The sequence below is a fragment of the Rhodoplanes azumiensis genome, assembly GCF_042682915.1.
In the GTDB taxonomy this organism is placed as follows: domain Bacteria; phylum Pseudomonadota; class Alphaproteobacteria; order Rhizobiales; family Xanthobacteraceae; genus Rhodoplanes; species Rhodoplanes azumiensis.
In genome coordinates, this window is the sequence record NZ_JBHUIW010000007.1 from 42,831 (window position 1) to 60,192 (window position 17,362).

18 protein-coding genes are annotated in these 17,362 nt (G+C 70.9%); 8 read left to right on the forward strand and 10 right to left on the reverse strand.

Going from position 1 to position 17,362, the window contains the following annotated elements; translation table 11 throughout:
* Positions 1-71: 71 nt before the first annotated feature.
* The 3 genes from ACFSOX_RS08290 to ACFSOX_RS08300 all read right to left on the reverse strand — a co-directional run bounded on the left by ACFSOX_RS08290 (position 72) and on the right by ACFSOX_RS08300 (position 2,158).
* Positions 72-683: a riboflavin synthase gene (locus ACFSOX_RS08290; RefSeq protein WP_378477330.1), complete on the reverse strand. Its 612-nt coding sequence runs from the start codon at positions 681-683 to the stop codon at positions 72-74.
* Positions 684-941: 258 nt separating this feature from the next.
* Positions 942-1,328, reverse strand: a complete 387-nt coding sequence (locus ACFSOX_RS08295) for a DUF805 domain-containing protein (RefSeq protein WP_378477331.1) — start codon at positions 1,326-1,328, stop codon at positions 942-944.
* 89 nt (positions 1,329-1,417) lie between these two features.
* Complete coding sequence (locus ACFSOX_RS08300) at positions 1,418-2,158, reverse strand: sulfite exporter TauE/SafE family protein (RefSeq protein ID WP_378477332.1); 741 nt, start codon at positions 2,156-2,158, stop codon at positions 1,418-1,420.
* Positions 2,159-2,279: 121 nt separating this feature from the next.
* Here ACFSOX_RS08300 and ACFSOX_RS08305 point away from each other — a divergent pair, with 121 nt between their 5' ends.
* Positions 2,280-3,107 carry a LysR family transcriptional regulator gene (locus tag ACFSOX_RS08305; RefSeq protein ID WP_378477333.1) on the forward strand — a complete coding sequence of 276 codons (828 nt, stop codon included), beginning with the start codon at positions 2,280-2,282 and terminating at the stop codon, positions 3,105-3,107.
* A gap of 60 nt (positions 3,108-3,167) precedes the next feature.
* Here the strand turns inward: ACFSOX_RS08305 and ACFSOX_RS08310 are convergent, their stop codons facing one another.
* The 4 genes from ACFSOX_RS08310 to fliL are packed head-to-tail and all read right to left on the reverse strand — an operon-like array spanning position 3,168 to position 6,180.
* Positions 3,168-3,989 carry a MotE family protein gene (locus ACFSOX_RS08310; protein WP_378477334.1) on the reverse strand — a complete coding sequence of 274 codons (822 nt, stop codon included), beginning with the start codon at positions 3,987-3,989 and terminating at the stop codon, positions 3,168-3,170.
* Positions 3,986-4,456: a DUF6468 domain-containing protein gene (locus tag ACFSOX_RS08315; protein ID WP_378477335.1), complete on the reverse strand. Its 471-nt coding sequence runs from the start codon at positions 4,454-4,456 to the stop codon at positions 3,986-3,988. The genes ACFSOX_RS08310 and ACFSOX_RS08315 overlap by 4 nt, the downstream gene beginning before the upstream one ends.
* Positions 4,453-5,652: a flagellar motor switch protein FliM gene (gene fliM / locus ACFSOX_RS08320; RefSeq protein ID WP_378477336.1), complete on the reverse strand. Its 1,200-nt coding sequence runs from the start codon at positions 5,650-5,652 to the stop codon at positions 4,453-4,455. The genes ACFSOX_RS08315 and fliM overlap by 4 nt, the downstream gene beginning before the upstream one ends.
* A gap of 18 nt (positions 5,653-5,670) precedes the next feature.
* The gene (gene fliL, locus ACFSOX_RS08325) at positions 5,671-6,180 is read right to left on the reverse strand and encodes a flagellar basal body-associated protein FliL (protein ID WP_378477337.1); all 510 of its coding nucleotides are present in this window, start codon (positions 6,178-6,180) and stop codon (positions 5,671-5,673) included.
* Positions 6,181-6,533: 353 nt separating this feature from the next.
* Between fliL and flgF the strand changes: the two genes are divergently transcribed.
* From flgF to ACFSOX_RS08350, 5 genes are all read left to right on the forward strand, one after another.
* Positions 6,534-7,304 carry a flagellar basal-body rod protein FlgF gene (gene flgF / locus ACFSOX_RS08330; protein ID WP_378477338.1) on the forward strand — a complete coding sequence of 257 codons (771 nt, stop codon included), beginning with the start codon at positions 6,534-6,536 and terminating at the stop codon, positions 7,302-7,304.
* Positions 7,305-7,324: 20 nt separating this feature from the next.
* Positions 7,325-8,116 carry a flagellar basal-body rod protein FlgG gene (flgG, locus tag ACFSOX_RS08335; protein ID WP_378477339.1) on the forward strand — a complete coding sequence of 264 codons (792 nt, stop codon included), beginning with the start codon at positions 7,325-7,327 and terminating at the stop codon, positions 8,114-8,116.
* Positions 8,117-8,127: 11 nt separating this feature from the next.
* A complete protein-coding gene (flgA, locus tag ACFSOX_RS08340; protein ID WP_378477340.1) occupies positions 8,128-9,213 on the forward strand; it encodes a flagellar basal body P-ring formation chaperone FlgA in 1,086 nt (361 codons plus the stop codon).
* A 6-nt stretch (positions 9,214-9,219) separates the two neighbouring features.
* Entirely contained in the window at positions 9,220-9,981 is a 762-nt protein-coding gene (gene flgH, locus ACFSOX_RS08345) for a flagellar basal body L-ring protein FlgH (RefSeq protein WP_378477341.1), read from the forward strand.
* A gap of 453 nt (positions 9,982-10,434) precedes the next feature.
* Positions 10,435-11,358 carry an NAD-dependent epimerase/dehydratase family protein gene (locus ACFSOX_RS08350; RefSeq protein WP_378477342.1) on the forward strand — a complete coding sequence of 308 codons (924 nt, stop codon included), beginning with the start codon at positions 10,435-10,437 and terminating at the stop codon, positions 11,356-11,358.
* On the opposite strand, the gene ACFSOX_RS08355 is transcribed toward ACFSOX_RS08350, so the two are convergent.
* Entirely contained in the window at positions 11,355-11,894 is a 540-nt protein-coding gene (locus ACFSOX_RS08355; protein WP_378477343.1) for a methyltransferase family protein, read from the reverse strand. The genes ACFSOX_RS08350 and ACFSOX_RS08355 overlap by 4 nt on opposite strands.
* A 110-nt stretch (positions 11,895-12,004) precedes the next feature.
* On the opposite strand from ACFSOX_RS08355, the gene ACFSOX_RS08360 reads away from it, so the two are divergent.
* Together ACFSOX_RS08360 and ACFSOX_RS08365 are read left to right on the forward strand one after the other, a co-directional pair.
* A complete protein-coding gene (locus ACFSOX_RS08360) occupies positions 12,005-13,576 on the forward strand; it encodes a peptide MFS transporter (protein ID WP_378477344.1) in 1,572 nt (523 codons plus the stop codon).
* A gap of 88 nt (positions 13,577-13,664) precedes the next feature.
* Positions 13,665-14,609, forward strand: a complete 945-nt coding sequence (locus tag ACFSOX_RS08365) for a UDP-glucuronic acid decarboxylase family protein (protein WP_378477345.1) — start codon at positions 13,665-13,667, stop codon at positions 14,607-14,609.
* Positions 14,610-14,808: 199 nt separating this feature from the next.
* Here the strand turns inward: ACFSOX_RS08365 and ACFSOX_RS08370 are convergent, their stop codons facing one another.
* Both ACFSOX_RS08370 and ACFSOX_RS08375 read right to left on the reverse strand, forming a co-directional pair.
* Positions 14,809-15,696, reverse strand: coding sequence for a tetratricopeptide repeat protein (locus ACFSOX_RS08370; protein ID WP_378477346.1), 888 nt, complete (start codon positions 15,694-15,696; stop codon positions 14,809-14,811).
* Positions 15,697-15,855: 159 nt separating this feature from the next.
* Positions 15,856-17,022 (reverse strand): 4-hydroxybenzoate 3-monooxygenase, encoded by a 1,167-nt coding sequence (locus tag ACFSOX_RS08375; protein ID WP_378477347.1) that lies wholly within the window; start codon positions 17,020-17,022, stop codon positions 15,856-15,858.
* Between the last annotated feature and the right edge of the window lie 340 nt (positions 17,023-17,362).

Below are 17,362 nucleotides of genomic sequence, written 5' to 3' on the forward strand. Positions count from 1 at the left end.
GATCGGTGAGCCCGCGTCAGGGCCGAACGCGCCGGCGAGGCCGACGCCGGGCGCCACCGTCGATCCGACGCTCAGGCCGGCCCGGCCTCCGCGAGGCGTGCGGCGTAGCGCGCCATCAGGTCGACCTCGAGATTGACCGGATCGCCCGGCGCGAGATCGCCCAGCGTCGTCACCTGCAGGGTGTGCGGGATGAGCAGCACGGAAAAGGCGTCACCATCGACGTCGTTGACCGTGAGCGACACGCCGGCGAGCGTCACCGAGCCCTTGGTGGCGACGAAGCGGGCGAGCGACGCCGGCGCCCGGAACGTCATCTTGGCCATCTCGCCGAGATTCTCGCGCGCCACGAGCGTGGCCAGGCCGTCGACATGGCCGGTGACGAGGTGGCCGCCGAGCTCGTCGCCGATCTTCAGCGCCCGCTCCAGGTTGATCCGCGATCCGACCGTCCAGCGGCCGACCGTGGTGAGCCGCAGCGTCTCGGCGGCAGCGTCCACGGCGAACCAGGTCCGCCCTGCGTCCACCCCGGCGCCGACCACGGTGAGGCAGGTGCCGCTGCAGGCGATCGAGGCGCCGTCGACGATGGTCGCGCGGTCGTACCCGCAGGCGATGGTGAGGCGGCGCAGGTCGTCGGCGCGCGGCGCGACGGCGACGACGGTGCCGATATCGGTGACGATGCCCGTGAACATGGCTTTGGATTAGTGCGGTGCGACGGGGAATGCAATGTGGGGGAATGCAATGTCCTGTCATTCCGGGGCGCATCCCGGGCACGTCGAAGACGCGAATCCGGAATTCCGCGGCGAACTCGCCGTTCCGGGCTGGAGTCCGGGCTCGGCGCGGAGCCTGTGCTCGGGCGGCGCGAAGCGCCGACCCGAGTGCGACGCCCCGGCACGACCGAGGCATGTAAGGCCTCGGCACCACGGACGAACGTCGCGTCCGCGAGCGACTCAGTACGCCGGGCCGGCCGGCACCGGGCCGCCGAGCGGATCGGGGCCGAAGCGGTTCGGCCCGGGCGTGCCACGCATGACGAAGAAGACCAGCAGCACGAGCCCGCCGATCACGGTGATGACCAGCAGCATCCACCAGCCGGTGCGATCGATGTCGTGCAGGCGGCGGATGCCGACCGCGAGCCCCGGCAGGAACAGTGCCAGCGAGGCGAGTGCGTTGATCGGCGAGAGGCCGCCGGGACCGAAGATGACGTAATCGAGGATGCCGGTCGCGAGGCTGACCAGGACGACGAAGAGCACCCAGAACCAGTACTCGGACCGCGACGCGCGGCCCTCGAATCCCACATAGTTCCGGAACCCGGACGCGATCGCTTCGCCGAACGTCATGGAGCCCTCCGCTCGTTTCGGATCGTGAACAGGAAACACGCCGTTCGTGTCGCCCGCAACACGTTTCGTTCACGTCCGGTCACGTCGTCTCACGTCAGCCCGCGCGCCAGCAGCCAGGCCCCGAGCAGGGTCAGCCCGGCCATGAACATGGTGCGGAACACCGGCTCGCTCACCCACCCTCGCACCCGTTGGCCGACGATCATGCCGAGCGCCGCCGGCGCGAGCGCGGCGAGCGAGAGAAGCGCGAGGTCCGGATCGTACAGGCGCTCCATCAGGAGCCCGAGGCCGAGCGCCACGGTCGACACCGTGAAGGACAGGCCGAGCGCCTGGACGAGGTCGTCCTTGGCGAGCCCCAGCGCCTGCAGCCACGGCACGGCGGGCAGCACGAACACGCCGGTCGCCGCGGTGACGAGCCCGGTCGCGAGGCCGACCAGCGGGGCGAGCCAGGCCTCCTGCGCCGGCGAGGGGTGGGGCAGCCGCAGCCTGGCGAGCCCGACGATCCCGTAGGCGGCGAGCGCCGCACCGAGCCCCGCCGCCGCCCACGGGCCGGCGAGGCCGACCAGCCGGGAGCCGACGAGCGTGCCGGCGACGACGCCGGCCAGCATCGGCCACAGCCGCGCGAGCAGCGGCCGGAGCCGCGGGCCGGCGAGCATCTGCCAGACATTGGTGACGAGCGACGGCACGATCAGCACGGCGGCGGCCGCCGCCGGCGTCACGACGAGGCCCAGAAGCCCCATCGCGACGGTCGGCAGGCCGAGCCCGATCGTGCCCTTGACGAGACCGGCGAGCAGGAAGGTCGCGGCGCCGACCGCGAGAACCGTGATGTCCATGCGGCGAGCTTGATCGAGCGGCCACGCCGCCACAATCTGCATTCTCCGTCGTCAGCCTTCGGCCTGTCCGAAGGCTAAGGCCCAAGGCTCCGGCTCCGACCCACGGCGCGACACGGTCCCCATGCCCCTCGATCTCACCGACCTCCGCCTGTTCGTCGCGATCGTCGACCGCGGCAGCATCACGGCCGGCGCCGCCGACGCCCATCTGGCGCTCGCCTCGGCGAGCGCCCGGGTGCGGGCGCTCGAGGAGACGCTCGGCACCACGTTGCTCGAGCGCGGCCGGCGCGGCGTGCGCCCGACCGCGGCCGGCGAGGCGCTGCGCGACCATGCGCACCTCGTGCTCGCCCAGATGGCGGCTCTGAAGGGCGACCTCGCCGCGCATGCGCGCGGGGTCGTCGGACGCGTGCGGCTGGTCGGCAACACGGTCGCGCTGGCCGAGTTCCTGCCGCCCGTGCTGGCCCCGTGGCTCGCCGCCAACCCGACCATCGGGCTCGCCGCCGACAGTGTCGATCTGGGCGGGCTCGCGTGCTTTCCGTTCGCCGTCGACCGGCTGGTGCTGGTGGTCCCGCGCGGCCATCGGCTCGCCCGCCGGCGCCACGTTCCCTTCGCGGCGGCGGCGGCCGAGCCCTTCGTGGCGCTGGCCGGCGACAGCGCCCTACAGCGCCACGTCGCCGGTCACGCCGCACGGGCGGGCCGGCGTCTCGCGGTGCGGATCGCCGTGCAGGGCTTCGACACGGTGTGCCGGATGGTCGAGGCGGGCATCGGCGTCGCCGTGGTGCCGGACATCGCGGCGGCGCGCTGCCGCCGCAGCATGGCGATCGCCGCGATCCGCCTCGCCGATCCGTGGAGCGAACGGCGCCTCGTCGTCGGCGTCCGCGGGCTGGCGGCGCTCGGGCCGCCCGCGCGTTCTCTCGTCGAGCACCTGCGCGCCGCGGCGCGCGCGGCCTGACCGGCGTCACCGCCGTGCCGCCGGCGTCCCGCCGGGGCGGGACACCGGGCGGCGCGGCGGTCACTGGGCGCGGGCGCGGCCTTCGATCTTGGGCAGCTCGTTCGGCGACGGCGGGCGCACCGACGACGACGCCCGGTGGGCGAGCTCGACGGTCAGCTTCTCGGCCGCCTCCGGCGTCATCAGCGCCATGATGTCGGACATGCGGCGCGGATTGATCTGGGTCGCGACGTCGAGCAACACCTTCATCTCGAGCCGGTCGAAGATCTTGGCGGCGTCCTTGGCGCGCATGTTCTCGTACATGGTGACGAGGCTCTTGAAGCGCTGCGCCTCCGCCTCGTCCTTCTGCTGGGCCTGGACCTTGAGCCGCTCCTCCATGTCCTTGAGCTCGTTCATGCGCAGCTCGAGCTGCTTCTCGGCCGAGCGCAGCAGGCTCTCGCGCACCTCGAGCTCGCGGGAGCGCGCCTCGAGCTCCTGGCGGCGCTCCTGCAGCCGCTCGAGCAACGCCCGCTCGCCGGGCGGGATCGGCGGCTGGGTGATCGGCACGACGAGACCGCCCGGGCTGGGCGCCGGATCGGCGGGCTTCGGCTTCTCGTCCTTCTTCTCCTCCTTCGGCTTGGACGGGGCCGAGCCGGTCGGCTTGTCCGGCACCGAGCCGGTGATGTCGGGGAAGTTGAACATCTGCTTCGCCCACGACACCGGGGCGGAGGTCGGGTCGGCGCTGGCGACCTCGCGGCCGACCGGCCCGCGCGGCGAGACCGGCGGCTCGAAGCCGCCGGTCGGCATCGCGCCGTCCATCACGAAGCCGAGAATCTTCAAGGCGAGCAGGCAGACGGTCGCGAACAGCACGACCGGAATGAGCCGCAATTCGCGGATCAGACTCATGCCGCGAGCCCCCGGGCGCGGGCGCGGGTGCGCTGGGCGAAGGCCTGGGCGGCGGCGGCCACCGCCTTGCTGTCGGTCGGGCCGAGAGCGGCGGCGGCCGGCTCGGCCGCCTCGGCCGCACCCTCCGGATCGGTGAGCGGACGGCCGGCCAGCACCACCTTGGTGAGCCGGTCGAGCACCACGTTGCCGGCCTCGATCTGGCGGCTGATGTCGGCGGCGAAGCGCTCGGCGGTGCGCAGGCGGTCGCCGATGTTCTGGTCGACGTCGCGCACCGTCACCTTGAGCCCGGCGATCGCCCGCTCGGCGATCTCGGTCGCGGTGATCAGCTCGGCGATGGTCGCCTTGAGCGCATGCTCGTCGGCCTTCAGCCGGCGCAGCTGCTTGTTCAGCATGGTGCAGTAGATGACGGTCAGCAGGAGCAGGACCGAGACCAGACCCTCGACCGCGAATCCGATCCAATGTGTCACGACGACGCCTCCAAGCGCTTCGACGATTCTCCGGCCGACTCGAACATCGCGTAGGTCGTCTTCGGCCGTCTCAGGGGTTTGGCGACCCGCACCGCGACCCGGTCGCCGACCCGGCCCATGCGTGCCTCGGTGAGAATGACGTTGCCGCAGCGGACCGAGACCAGCGTCTCGGGGCGCAGATCGAGCGGCAGCGTGTCGCCGACGTCGAGCTCCATCAGGCGGCGCAGCGGCAGGTAGGCCTCGTACAGCACCGCGTCGACGGCGACCTCGGCCTGGCCGATCTCGGTGGCGAGATGGCCTTCCCAGATCGGGTCGCGGCCGAGCTTGTCGCCGACGAACATCTGCAGCAGCACGTCGCGGATCGGCTCGATCGTCGCGTAGGGCAGCAGGAGCTCGACCGTGCCGCCGCGGTCCTCCATGTCGATGCGCAGGCGCACCAGGATGGCGGCGTTGGCGGGCCGCGAGATCGCCGCGAAGCGCGGATTGGTCTCGAAGCGGTCGATGTTGAACTTCACCGGCGACAGCGGCTTGAAGGCGAGCTCGGCGTCGGCGAGCACCACCTCGATCATGCGCTTGACGAGATCGGTCTCGATCGTCGTGTAGGGGCGCCCCTCGACCCGCATGGTGGTCTGGCCGCGCCGGCCGCCGAGCAGCACGTCGATCATCGAGTAGATCAGGCTCGACGACACGGTGAACAGGCCGAAGTTCTCCCACTCCTCCGCCTTGAACACGGCGAGGATCGCCGGCAGCGGGATCGAGTTGAGGTAGTCGCCGAAGCGCACCGAGGTGATCTGGTCGAGCGACACCTCGACGTTGTCGGACGTGAAGTTGCGCAACGACGTCGTCATCAACCGGACCAGCCGGTCGAAGACGATCTCGAGCATCGGCAGACGCTCGTAGGAGACCATCGCCGAATCGATGATCGCCCGCACGCCGGAGGAGTCGTTGAGCGTCAGATCCGCGAAGCTGTAGCCGAGGAGCGCGTCGATCTCCTCCTGGCCGAGGGTGCGCTCGGCGCTCGCCTTGCCGGAGCCGCCTTCGTTGGTCTCGTCGATGATGGCGGCCCATTGGGCCGCCATCTGTTCGTCGACCTGGCCCTCCTGACTCTGGCTCGCCTCGCCGGGCGTCTCGTTCTCGAGCGCGAGGCCCCACTGTGCTGCTAGGGCGTCCTGGTCGACTGTCTGATCAGGCGGCATGGCACGGATCCCGGCGCGTCACTGGACGACGATTTCCTTGAACAGCACCGCGTTGACCCGGTTCGGCGCGATCGAGGCGTTGACCCGGCGGGTCAGCTCCTCCTTGAGCCGATAGAGTCCGGCGGAGCCGTCGAGATCGGTCGGGCGAAGCTCGCGCAGATAGGTCTGGAACATGTCCAGGAGGCGCGGCATCAGCGGTGCGAGCTGCTCCTTGAGCTTGTCGTCGGGCAGCTCGAGCACGACCTTGACCTTGAGATATTGGGTGCGCTCGTTGTTGGCGCTCGACAGGTTGACGAGCACGTCGGGCACGTCGAAGAAGACGGCCGGCTTCGCCACCGCCGCCGCGGGCTTCGCCGCCTGTTCGCCGTGGCCGCCGCCGAGAAACATCTTGTAGGCCGCGAAGCCGCCGCCGCCGAGCAGCAGCACGGCGCCGCCGGCGATCGCGATCAGCTTGATCGGCAATCCCTTCTTGGCCGGCTTCTCGCCGTCTTCCGGCGCCGCATCGGCGTCCTGAGTCTTGCCTGCCATGGCCGTGTTCCCGATCGCCTCTCGCTCGCCCGCGGCGTCCCGGATCCCCGGCCCGTTTCGGTCGGGTTCTCGCGGTTCCGGCCGCCCGATCACAGTAGGGGCCAAATGGTTAACGGAAACTTTCCGAGCCCCCTCCGGCACGGCACATTTTGCCGGGTCGGGCCGGCATCTCGGCGCATGTTGCCGGGCCGCAACGCTCGCTTAACCAACGATTTCGTTGTTTCGACTTCGTTTTTCGCTCTGGCACGGGCGCTGCTTCGAAGCCGGCGTGGCGACGGTTTGGGAGAGCCGTCGGCACAGGAGGCCGGAGCGACGCTGGGAGAGCGGCGCCCCGGACATAGGGGAGAAAGACGATGCCGAACGCAGCTCTGATCGGGCTGTCGTCGCAGATGGCGTTGCGTCGCGAGCTCGATTCGATCGCGAACAACATCGCCAATGTGAACACGACAGGCTTCAAGGCCGACCGGGTGGTGTTCCAGGAGCACCTCGCCCCGATCGCGCGGGAGAACCGCTTCTCCGGGCAGTCCCGGGGCGTCAGCTTCGTCGAGGACGCCGGCAGCTGGCGCAATTACGGCCAGGGCCCGATCGTGCAGACCGGCAACCCGCTCGACGTCGCCATCGACGGCGACGCCTTCCTGGTCGTGCAGACCGCGAACGGCGAGCGCTACACCCGCGCCGGATCGCTGCAGATCAACGCCCAAGGCCAGCTCGTCACCATGGACGGCGCCGTCGTCGTCGGCGACCGCGGCCCGGTGACGTTCCAGTCTCTCGACCGCGACATCTCGATCACGCCGGACGGCCGCATCACCGTGATGCAGGGCGCCGAGAAGCTCAACGATTCGCAGCGCGGCCGGCTCCGCCTCGTCACCTTCGCGAACCCGCAGCTCCTCCTCAAGGAGGGCACCAACACCTATTCGGCGCCGGACGGCGCCGGCCTGCAGGCGGCCCCCGCGAGCGTCAAGGTGCTCCAGGGCTCGCTCGAGAAGTCGAACGTGAGCACCGTGGTCGAGATGACCCGGATGATCGACGTGACGCGCACCTACACGGCGGTCGCGAACCTCCTGTCGCAACACAACGACCTGCGCAAGTCGGCGATCGAGCGTCTCGCCGAAGTGCCGAGCTGAGCCCCTGAGGAGATCTGATCATGCGCGCCCTCCACACCGCCGCGACCGGCATGGCCGCCCAGGAGCTCAACGTCCAGGTCATCTCGAACAACATCGCGAACATGCGCACGACCGGCTACAAGCGCCAGCGTGCGGAGTTCCAGGATCTGCTCTACGAGCACGTGCGCCGGATCGGCACCCAGACCTCGGACCAGGGCAACATCCTGCCGGTCGGCGTCGATCTCGGCTCCGGCGTGCGCACCGTCGGCACGCCCCGCATCATGACCCAGGGCACGCTGTCGAACACCGACGGCGACCTCGACGTCGCGGTCCGGGGCGAGGGCTTCTTCAAGATCCAGCTCCCCGACGGCAGCTACGCCTACACGCGCGACGGCTCCTTCGAGAAGGACTCGCAGGGCCGCCTGGTGACGGCGCAGGGCTATCTGGTGCAGCCGGGCATCACCATACCGAACAACGCGACCTCGGTGACGATCAACACCCAGGGCCAGGTCTCCGTCTACCTGCCGGGCAACACCACGGCCCAGGTGGTCGGCACCATGACGCTGACCCGGTTCATCAACAAGGCCGGCCTGCAGCCGATCGGCGACAACCTGTTCACCGAGACGACCGCCTCGGGCGCGCCGCTCGACGGCACGGCGGGCGTCGACGGCTACGGCGACATCATGCAGAAGTATCTCGAGCAGGCGAACGTCGAGGTGGTGAGCGAGATCTCCGACCTGATCGCGGCGCAGCGCGCCTACGAGATGAACGCCAAGGTCGTCAGCGCCACCGACTCGATGCTGCAGACCGGCACCAACATGATGCGCTCGTGAGGAGACGGACCATGACCCGCTCCTTCCTGTCCCGCGCCCTGCAGATCGCGCTGGCCGCCGCGCTCGCGGCGCCGCTCGGCCCCGTGCCGGCCGCCGCCGACCCGACCGCCCAGGCGTTCGCCGAGCTGGCGCTGGCGCAGATCCGCCCGGTGCCGACGCTCAAGCGCAGCGTCACCGTCAAGGATCCCCTGGTGCGGATCGGCGACCTCGTCGACCATGCCGGCGAGCTCGCCGGCGTCCCGGTGTTCCGGGCGCCCGACATCGGCACCACCGGCACGATCTCGTCGTCGCAGGTGATGGAGGCGTTGCGGCCCTACCGGATGTTCCGGGTCGATCTCGCCGACATCGCCGAGGTCGAGGTGTCGCGCGCCGGCCGCGTCTTCACCCCGGCGGAGATCCAGGGCCGTATCCTGCAGGCCTTCGCCGGCCAGTACGGGCTCGGCGAGGCGGCCAGCCTGTCGCTGACCGTGGAGCGCGACATCCGCCCCTTCGCGGTGGAGGCGACCTCGTCGGGCGAGCTCGTGGTGGCGCGGTCGAGCTACGATCCGCGCACCAATCGGTTCGACATCACCTTCGAGATTCCCGGCAGCCAGGCGGCGCGGCGCATCCCGCTGCGCTTCACCGGCACCGTGGTCGAGCTGGTCGAGACCGTGGTCGCGGCGCGTGGCATGCAGCGCGGCGACGTGATCAAGAGCACCGACGTGATCGTCGAGAAGCGACCGCGCGCCGAGGTTCCGGCCGACGCCGCCGCCCCGGGCGAGACGGTGGTCGGCCTCGCGATGCGCCAGGGCATCCGGGCCGGCCAGCCGGTCCGCCGCCACGACCTGATGAAGCCCGACCTCGTCAGGCGGGACGAGACCGTGACGCTGGTCTTCCAAGCGCCCGGCATCCTGCTCACCACCCGCGGCAAGGCGCTGGAGGGCGGGGCCGAGGGCGACACCGTCACGGCCGTCAACCTGCAGTCCAAGCGCACCGTCCAGGGCGTCGTCTCCGGGCCCGGCCAGATCCGGCTGGTCTCGTCGACGCCCCGGGTGGTCACCGCCGCCGCGCTCGATCCGTCCGCCGCGATGCGGCCCGCGCCGACGTCCGGCAAGTGAGGAGTCATGATCAGGATCATCGATAAGGGCCTGCCGCGCCGCGCCGCGACGCTCGCTGTGCTGCTCGGAGCGACCCTGACGGGCGGCTGCTCGGCGATCGACCGGCTCGCCAACATCGGCGAAGCCCCGAAGCTCAGCGCCATCGAGAACCCGACCGCGGCCCCCGGCTACAAGCCCGTGCAGATGCCGATGCCGACGCCGCAGCCGGCCGTCTACAATCCGAACTCGCTCTGGCGGAACGGCTCGCGCGCCTTCTTCAAGGACCAGCGCGCCCACCAGATCGGCGACCTGCTGACCGTCACGGTGAAGATCACCGACAAGGCGAAGTACGAGAACGAGACCAGCCGCAGCCGCTCCGCCGACGAGGATTCGGGCGTCACCGACTTCATCGGCACCAAGACCTTCAACACCGCCAAGGCCCCCCTGCCGGGCCGCATCCTGACCGCCGATTCGACCGCCTCCAGCGACGGCAAGGGCACGATCGACCGCAAGGAGGAATTGTCCACCACGGTCGCCGCGGTGGTCACCCAGGTGCTGCCCAACGGCAACCTGGTGGTCGAGGGCCGCCAGGAGATCAGGGTCAACTTCGAGATTCGCGAGCTGATCGTCGCCGGCATCGTCCGGCCCGAGGACATCCAGAGCGACAACACCATCGATTCGACCAAGATCGCCGAGGCCCGCATCGCCTATGGCGGCCGCGGCCAGATCACCGACGTGCAGCAGCCGCGCTACGGCCAGCAGCTGTTCGACATCATCCTGCCGTTCTGACGGCCCGCCACGCTCGCGGCCTGCCGGTCCGGCGGCCCCGAGACGGCGCCCCGGCGGCACGGACCGCCGGTCTTCCGAGACGAGCTCCCCGCCGGTCCGACGGGACCGGCGATCGACGCGGCTCCCGGCCTCTCCCCGCCGGGGGCCGCGTTCTCACCATCGTGCTCCGGTCGAGAGCCGCTACCGGCGCCCGACGGGTTGTGATTAACTGATGGTGACCGGCGGACCGACGAATCGCTCGATCCCCCGATCCGGGGTCGATCCCGAGCGTTCCGCCCGAGCGCCGCCGGTGGTGCTCCCGTCGCGTCAGCGGGTCCGCATGCGTACAGTCGTCCAAAGCGGGAGCTTCCTCGTGCGACCGGGCGCCCAAGCCCGGCCGGTCGTGTTCGTTCGACCGCCGCCGTGGCGCCGCGCGCCCGGCCGCGCGCCGCGCCTCGCCTCTCGGACCCCGCCGTGGTGACGCGCCGCGTCCTGGTCACGGGCGCGTCCGGCTTCATCGGCCGCGCCCTCGTTCCCCGGCTCGCCGCCGCCGGGCGGTTGGTGCGTGCCGCCGCCCGCATCCCGGCCGACGTGCCGGCCGGCGAGCGCATCGAGGCGGTGGCGATGCCCGACCTCGAGCTTCCGTGCGACTGGTCGGAGCTGCTCGCCGGGGTCGACGAGATCGTCCACCTCGCCGGCGCCGCCTATCGCAGCGGCGTCGAGGACACGGTCTACGACCGCATCATCCGGGCCGCCACGGCCGAGCTCGCCCGCACCTGCTCGCGGCTGCCGATCCAGCGCCTCGTCTACGTCTCCTCGGTCGGCGCCCAGGCGGGCGGTGCGGTCGAGCACCCGGTGCACGAGACCGATACACCGCACCCGGTGACGGCGCACGACCGGGCGAAGCTCGCCGCCGAGACGGAGGTGCGGCGCGCCCGCGTCCCCTACACGATCCTGCGCCCGGCGCTGGTCTACGGCCCGCACGTCAAGGGCAACATGGCGCTGTTGATGCGCATCTCCGCCTCGCCCTGGCCGCTGCCGGCGGCCGCCTTCTCCAACCGGCGCTCCTTCCTGGCGATCGAGAACCTGGTCGACGCCGTCCTGTTCTGCCTCGATACGCCGGCCACGCTCGGCGAGACCTATCTGGTCGCCGATCCCGACCCGATCACGCTCGCCGAGATGATCACGATCCTGCGCGAGGCGGCGCCGCGCCCGGTGCCGGCCGGCACGCCGGCGCCGTTCGAGATCCTCCTGCGGTCGAGCGAGCGCAACGTGTTGTGGGAGCGCATCGGCGGCGAGCTCGTCGTCGATCCCGGCAAGCTGCTGGCCACCGGCTGGCGGCCGCCGGTGGAGACCCGCGGCGGCCTACGCGCCACCGTCCGGGCCGGGCTCGACTAGGGCCGGCGCGGGGGCCAGCCGTAACGCGGAACCTCGGCCAGGAAGCACCGATAGGGCGCGCCGAATTTTCGCGCCAGGTAGCGCTCCTCGCGCAGCACCACGCCATGATGAAGAATGATCGCCGCAGGTCCGATCAGCACCAGGAGCCAGACCGAGTCGAAGCCGACCGCGAGGCCGAGCAGCAGCAGCCCGAGCCCGACATACATCGGATTGCGCATGTGGCGGTAGATGCCCTCCGTCACCAGCGCGGTGGCGGGCCGCCAGGGCAGCGCGTCGGTGCCGGCCTGGGCGAAGCGCCGCTCGCCGGCGACCGCGAGAGCCCCGCCCGCGAGCGCGAGGACGGCGGCCACGGCCAGCCTCCCCCCGAGCCCGACCAGACCGGTGCCGCTCGGCCAGACCTGCTCCAGGCCCGCGGCGAGCGCCAGCGTGACGGCAGCGATCACGGGCGGCGGAGCGATCACGCCCGCCTTGTCCGGCAGCCCGGCGGCGGGCGGCTCCCGGCCGCCCTCCAGGGTCGCGTCAGGCCCCTCCGCCATCGGCCCTCTCCTCGCACCGGCCGGCGGCTCCCCGGCCGTCCGGACTTGCTCTACACTGACCCCCGACCCTCGCGCGGGCCGGGATCGATCCGGCACCCAGAATAGACCCGATGCCGCCAGCGCAAAGCCCCTCCGCCGCCGCACCCACGCTCCCGGACTCGCCACCGGACGGTGCCGCGCCGGCCGATGCCACGCCGGCCGATGCCACGCCGGACGATGCCGCGCCGTCGCGGGCGGGCGAGCTGTTCGGCCACCCGCGCGGGCTGGCCGTGCTTTTCGGCACCGAGATGTGGGAGCGATTCTCCTATTACGGGATGCGCGCCCTGCTGGTGCTCTACATGGTGAAGCACCTGTCCGAGCCCGGACGCGCCGAGCAGGTGCTCGGCTGGGCGGAGCTGCGCGGCGCCCTGGAGATCGTCGTCGGGCCACTCGGCGTCCAGGCCTTCGCGTCCTGGGTCTACGGCTTCTACACGGGCCTCGTCTATCTGACGCCGCTGCTCGGCGGCCTCCTGGCCGACCGCCTGCTCGGCCAGCGCCGCACCGTCGTTCTCGGCGCCGCCCTGATGGCGGCCGGCCACTTCATGATGGCGTTCGAGACGCTGCTGTTCCCGGCGTTGCTGACGCTGATCCTCGGCAACGGCGCCTTCAAGCCCAATATCGTCACCCAGGTCGGCGGCCTCTACGGGCCCGACGATGCGCGGCGCGACCGCGCCTATTCGATCTTCTATGTCGGCATCAATATCGGCGCCTTCCTGGCGCCGCTGGTGTGCGGCTCGCTCGGCGAGACGGCCGGCTGGCACTGGGGATTCGGCGCCGCCGGGGTGGGCATGCTGGCGGGCCTCGTCCTCTACCTGGCCGGCGGGGCGACCCTGCCGCCCGACGCCGCGACGCGCGCCGCGGCGGCCGCGAAAGCCGCCCCCGAGACGAGCGGCCGCGGCCTCGCCCGCCACGAGCGTCGCGCCATCCTGGCGATCCTCCTGCTGTGCGTGCCCGTGACGCTGTTCTGGGCGACCTACGAGCAGGACGGCAACACGCTGGTGCTGTGGATCGACGGCCACACCGACCGCACCGTCGCGCTCCTCGGATACACCGCCACCATTCCGACGACCTGGTTCCTGGCCGTCAACCCGTTCCTGATCTTCGCCTTCACGCCGGTGATCGTCGAAGTCTGGGCGTGGCAGAGCCGGCGCGGGCGCGAGCCGTCGACGGTCGGCAAGATGGCGCTCGGCTGCTTCGGTGTCGCCCTCGCCAACCTGATCATGGCCGCGGCCGCGTTCCAGGCAAGCGAGGCCGGCCCGGCCGGCCAGGCGAGCTGGCTGTGGGTGCTCGCCTATTTCGTCGTGCTGACGCTCGGCGAGCTGTACCTGTCGCCGGTCGGCTTCTCGCTCGTCTCGGCGGTGGCGCCGCTGCGCCACGTCTCGCTCCTGATGGCGGTGTGGCTCGGCACGAGCTTCACCGGCAACCTGCTCGGCGGTGCGCTGGGCAGCCTGTGGAGCCTGATGGACAAAGCGACCTTCTTCCTGATGATCGCGGCGATCGCCGGCCTCGCCGGCGCCATGATCGCGACATTCCGCCGACCCCTGCACGACCTCCTGCACGCCCCGCCGGAGGCCACCGCCCGGGACGAGCCGGCCACCCCGGCCGAACGGACCGGGGAGGCGCGCCCCGCGGCCGGGGCCTGACCGCCTCCCGCCCTGCCCCCTTGTTGTCGCGGCCCGCTCCTGCCACAAGCACCCGGCATTCGACGGGCGCCCCCGCGGAGACGGCTTCATGGACGACACTTCGATCCTGGTGACCGGCGGAGCCGGCTTTCTCGGCTCGCATCTGTGCGACCGGCTGGTCGCGGCCGGCCATGAGGTGCTGTGCATCGACAACTTCTACACGGGCTCGCGTCGCAACGTCGCGCATCTGCTCGGCAAGGCGAACTTCGAGCTGACCCGGCACGACGTCACGTTTCCGCTCTATGTCGAGGTCGACCGCATCTTCAATCTCGCATGCCCGGCGAGCCCGGTGCACTACCAGCACGATCCGGTGCAGACGACCAAGACCAGCGTGCACGGCGCCATCAACATGCTCGGCCTCGCCAAGCGGGTGAAGGCGCGCCTCCTCCAGGCCTCCACCTCGGAGGTCTACGGCGACCCCGAGATCCATCCGCAGCGCGAGGACTATTGGGGACGGGTCAACCCGATCGGGCCGCGCAGCTGCTACGACGAGGGCAAGCGCTGCGCCGAGACTCTGATGTTCGACTACCACCGCCAGCACGGGCTGGAGATCAAGGTGGTGCGCATCTTCAACACCTACGGGCCGCGCATGCACCCGAACGACGGCCGCGTCGTCTCGAACTTCATCGTCCAGGCCCTCAAGGGCGAGGAGATCACGATCTACGGCGACGGCCAGCAGACGCGCTCGTTCTGCTACGTCGACGACCTGATCGAGGGCATGCTGCGGATGATGGACACGCCGGCCGCGTTCGTCGGGCCGGTCAACATCGGCAATCCGGGCGAGTTCACCATGCTGGAGCTCGCCGAGCTGGTGATCAAGCTGACCGGCAGCCGTTCGAAGCTCACCTTCAAGCCGCTGCCCGCCGACGACCCGAAGCAGCGCTGCCCCGACATCGGGCTGGCGCAGCGGACGCTCGGCTGGTCGCCGACCGTGTCGCTGGAGGACGGCCTGAAGCCGACCATCGCGTATTTCAAGGGCGTGCTGGGCGTGTGAGACGGGCCGGCGTGGGGGGCGCTGGGATCGCCGCGGGCACCGTTACCCTCTCCCTCAGGGAGAGGGTCGGGCGCGAGCGCAGCTCGCGACCGGGGTGAGGGTTTACGGAGCTGATGGAGGCCTCGGCCCCCCTCACCCGGATCTCGCGCTGTCGCGCGAGATCCGACCTCTCCCCGCCGGGGAGAGGTGAAGAATCTGATCACTTCGAGCGCAGGCGCTGCAGGCTGGTGCGGCTCGTGGCATCGGCGGGATCGTAGGAGACGGCGCGCTCGTAGTCGTTGATGGCGAGATCGATGCGGCCGCGCCGCTCGTTGGCGTAGCCGCGCCAGACGATGGCGCTGAACGCCTTCTCGTCGAGCTCCAGCGCCCGGTCGAAGTCCGCCACCGCGGCCTCCCACTCCTCCGTCGCCAGCGCCGCGTAGCCGCGGCCGAGAAACGCGAAGAAGCGATCGTTGCGATCGCGCAGCGCGGCGCGCAAAGCGCGGTTGTAGTCGGACTTCGCCTCGTCGTAGCGTTCGAGATTGATCTTGGCCTCGGCGCGAGCGAGCAGCGAGCGGCCGTCCTGCCAGTCGAGCCGGATGGCGTCGTTGTAGCTCTCGATGGCGCGCTCGTAGGCGCCCATGGCGGCATGGACGCGCCCGATCGCGTAGGGGTAGACGGGCTTGCGCGGCTCGAGGCGGGCGCCGGTCGCGAAGTCCGCGAGCGCATCCGCGAAACGCTGGCGCCGCAGATAGAAGTAGCCACGGTCGAGATACGTCGCCGGGTCGTTCCGGCCGAGCGCGAGCAGCTCGTTGAAGTCCGCCTCGGCCCGCTCGAAGTCGGCGACCTTCTCGTAGAGCGCGGCCCGGCTGCGCAGCACCATGCGGCGGTCGGCGCCCTCCGGCAACGTCGCCTTGATGGTCGCCTCGTCGACGGCGAGGCCACGCGAGAGCGCGTTCGAGCCCTCGCGTTGGGCATTGGCGAAGAACTGCCGCGTCAGCTTCTCGGAGAACGACTCGGAGCGGACCGGCTGGGCCCACAGGGCGAGCCCGAGCAGCCCGAGCAGGAGGGCGATGTCGAGACGGCGGATGCGGGGGACGGTGATCATTTCCAGGCAACTCCACACCCGATCAGGCTAGCGGAGATCGGTTACGGAAGGCCTCGGCGAATCCCGCGAAATCCTCCTCGATTCGATGCAAATTCCGTGCGTTCCGACAAGCCGCCGGTCACCGTCCCGCGGCTCGCGGCCATGCGCGGGCGGGCGCGCTCAGGCGAGCGGCAGTCCCGAATAGTTCTCGGCGAGTGCCGTCGCGGCGGCGACCGAGCCGGCCACGTAGCCGATGTCGGCCTGCTGGCGGCGGCGGTCGAAGGCGGTCTCGTCGGGGAAGCGGTGGAGGAGCTGGGTCATGAACCAGGAAAAGCGCTGCGCCTTCCACACCCGGTCGAGGCAGGTGCGCGAGTAGGCGGCGAGAGCGTCGTCGCGGTGCTGCCGATAATGCGCGACCAGGGCGCGCGCGAGATACACGACGTCGGCGAAGGCGAGGTTCATGCCCTTGGCGCCGGTCGGCGGCTGGATGTGGGCGGAATCGCCCGCCAGGAACAGTCGGCCGTGCTGCATCGGCTCGACCACGACGCTGCGCATCGGCGTCACGCTCTTCTGCAGCACCGTCCCCCGGGCCAGCGCGCAGGAGCCGCCCAGCCGCGCCTCCAGCTCGTCGAAGATCTGCCGGTCGGACCAGCGCTCGGCGTCCTCGTCCGGCGCGCACTGCAGATAGAGCCGCGACAGCGTCGGAGACCGCATCGAGAACAGAGCGAAGCCGCGCTCGTGATGGGCATAGATCAGCTCGTCGGCCGGCGGCGGCGACTCCGACAGGATGCCGAGCCAGCCGAACGGGTAGCCGCGGTCGTAGACGGTGAGCACGCCGTTCGGAATGGACGGCCGGGCGATGCCGTGGAAGCCGTCGCAGCCGGCGACGAAGTCGCAGGCGATGGTCCTCGGCTCGCCACCGTGCCGAAAATTTACGACGGGACGGTCGCTCTCGATCCCCTCCAGGCCGGTCGCCTCCGCCTCGAACAGGATCTCGCCGCCCTGCGAGAGCGACAGCGCGATCAGATCCTTCACCACCTCCTTCTGGTCGTAGATGGTGACGATGCGGCCGACGAGCTGCCGGAAATCGATGTGGTGGAGCCGCCCCTCGCTGCTCAGCTTGATGCCGTCGTGGACCATGCCTTCGCGCTGCAGCCGGTCGCCCGCCCCGATCTCGATCAGGAGCTCGCGCGCCCAGTGCTCGAGCAGCCCCGCCCGTACCCGCTGCTCGACATAGGCCCTGCTGCGGGATTCGAGGACCACGGAGGCGATCCCCTCCCGCCTCAGCAGCAGCGACAGCATGAGCCCCGCCGGGCCGGCGCCGATGATGGCGACCTCGGTGCGCATCGTCTCCTCCCGATGAATTGCCGATTATTGTCGGTCTGCAACCTCCTGTAGGGGGTCGCACGGGCGTCGGAGAAGACCGTCGAGCGGGAAACGCTGGCACATTTTCGCCGGTGCGCCGGGCACGCCGTCGCTCGCGCCCCCTGCGTGCCGGGCGCCGGGGCACGGCGGCGCGCGAGGCCGTGAACGCACCGGCGGGCACGGCGCCCCCCTCCCCGGCCCCGCGCCGACCACCCGGAAGCGCCCCGCGCGATCGGTGCAAATCCCGACTGTGACGAAGAAACGACAGGAATTTTCGGCGTTTACTTAACTTATCGCGGCGCGGAGCATTGACATTGCAACC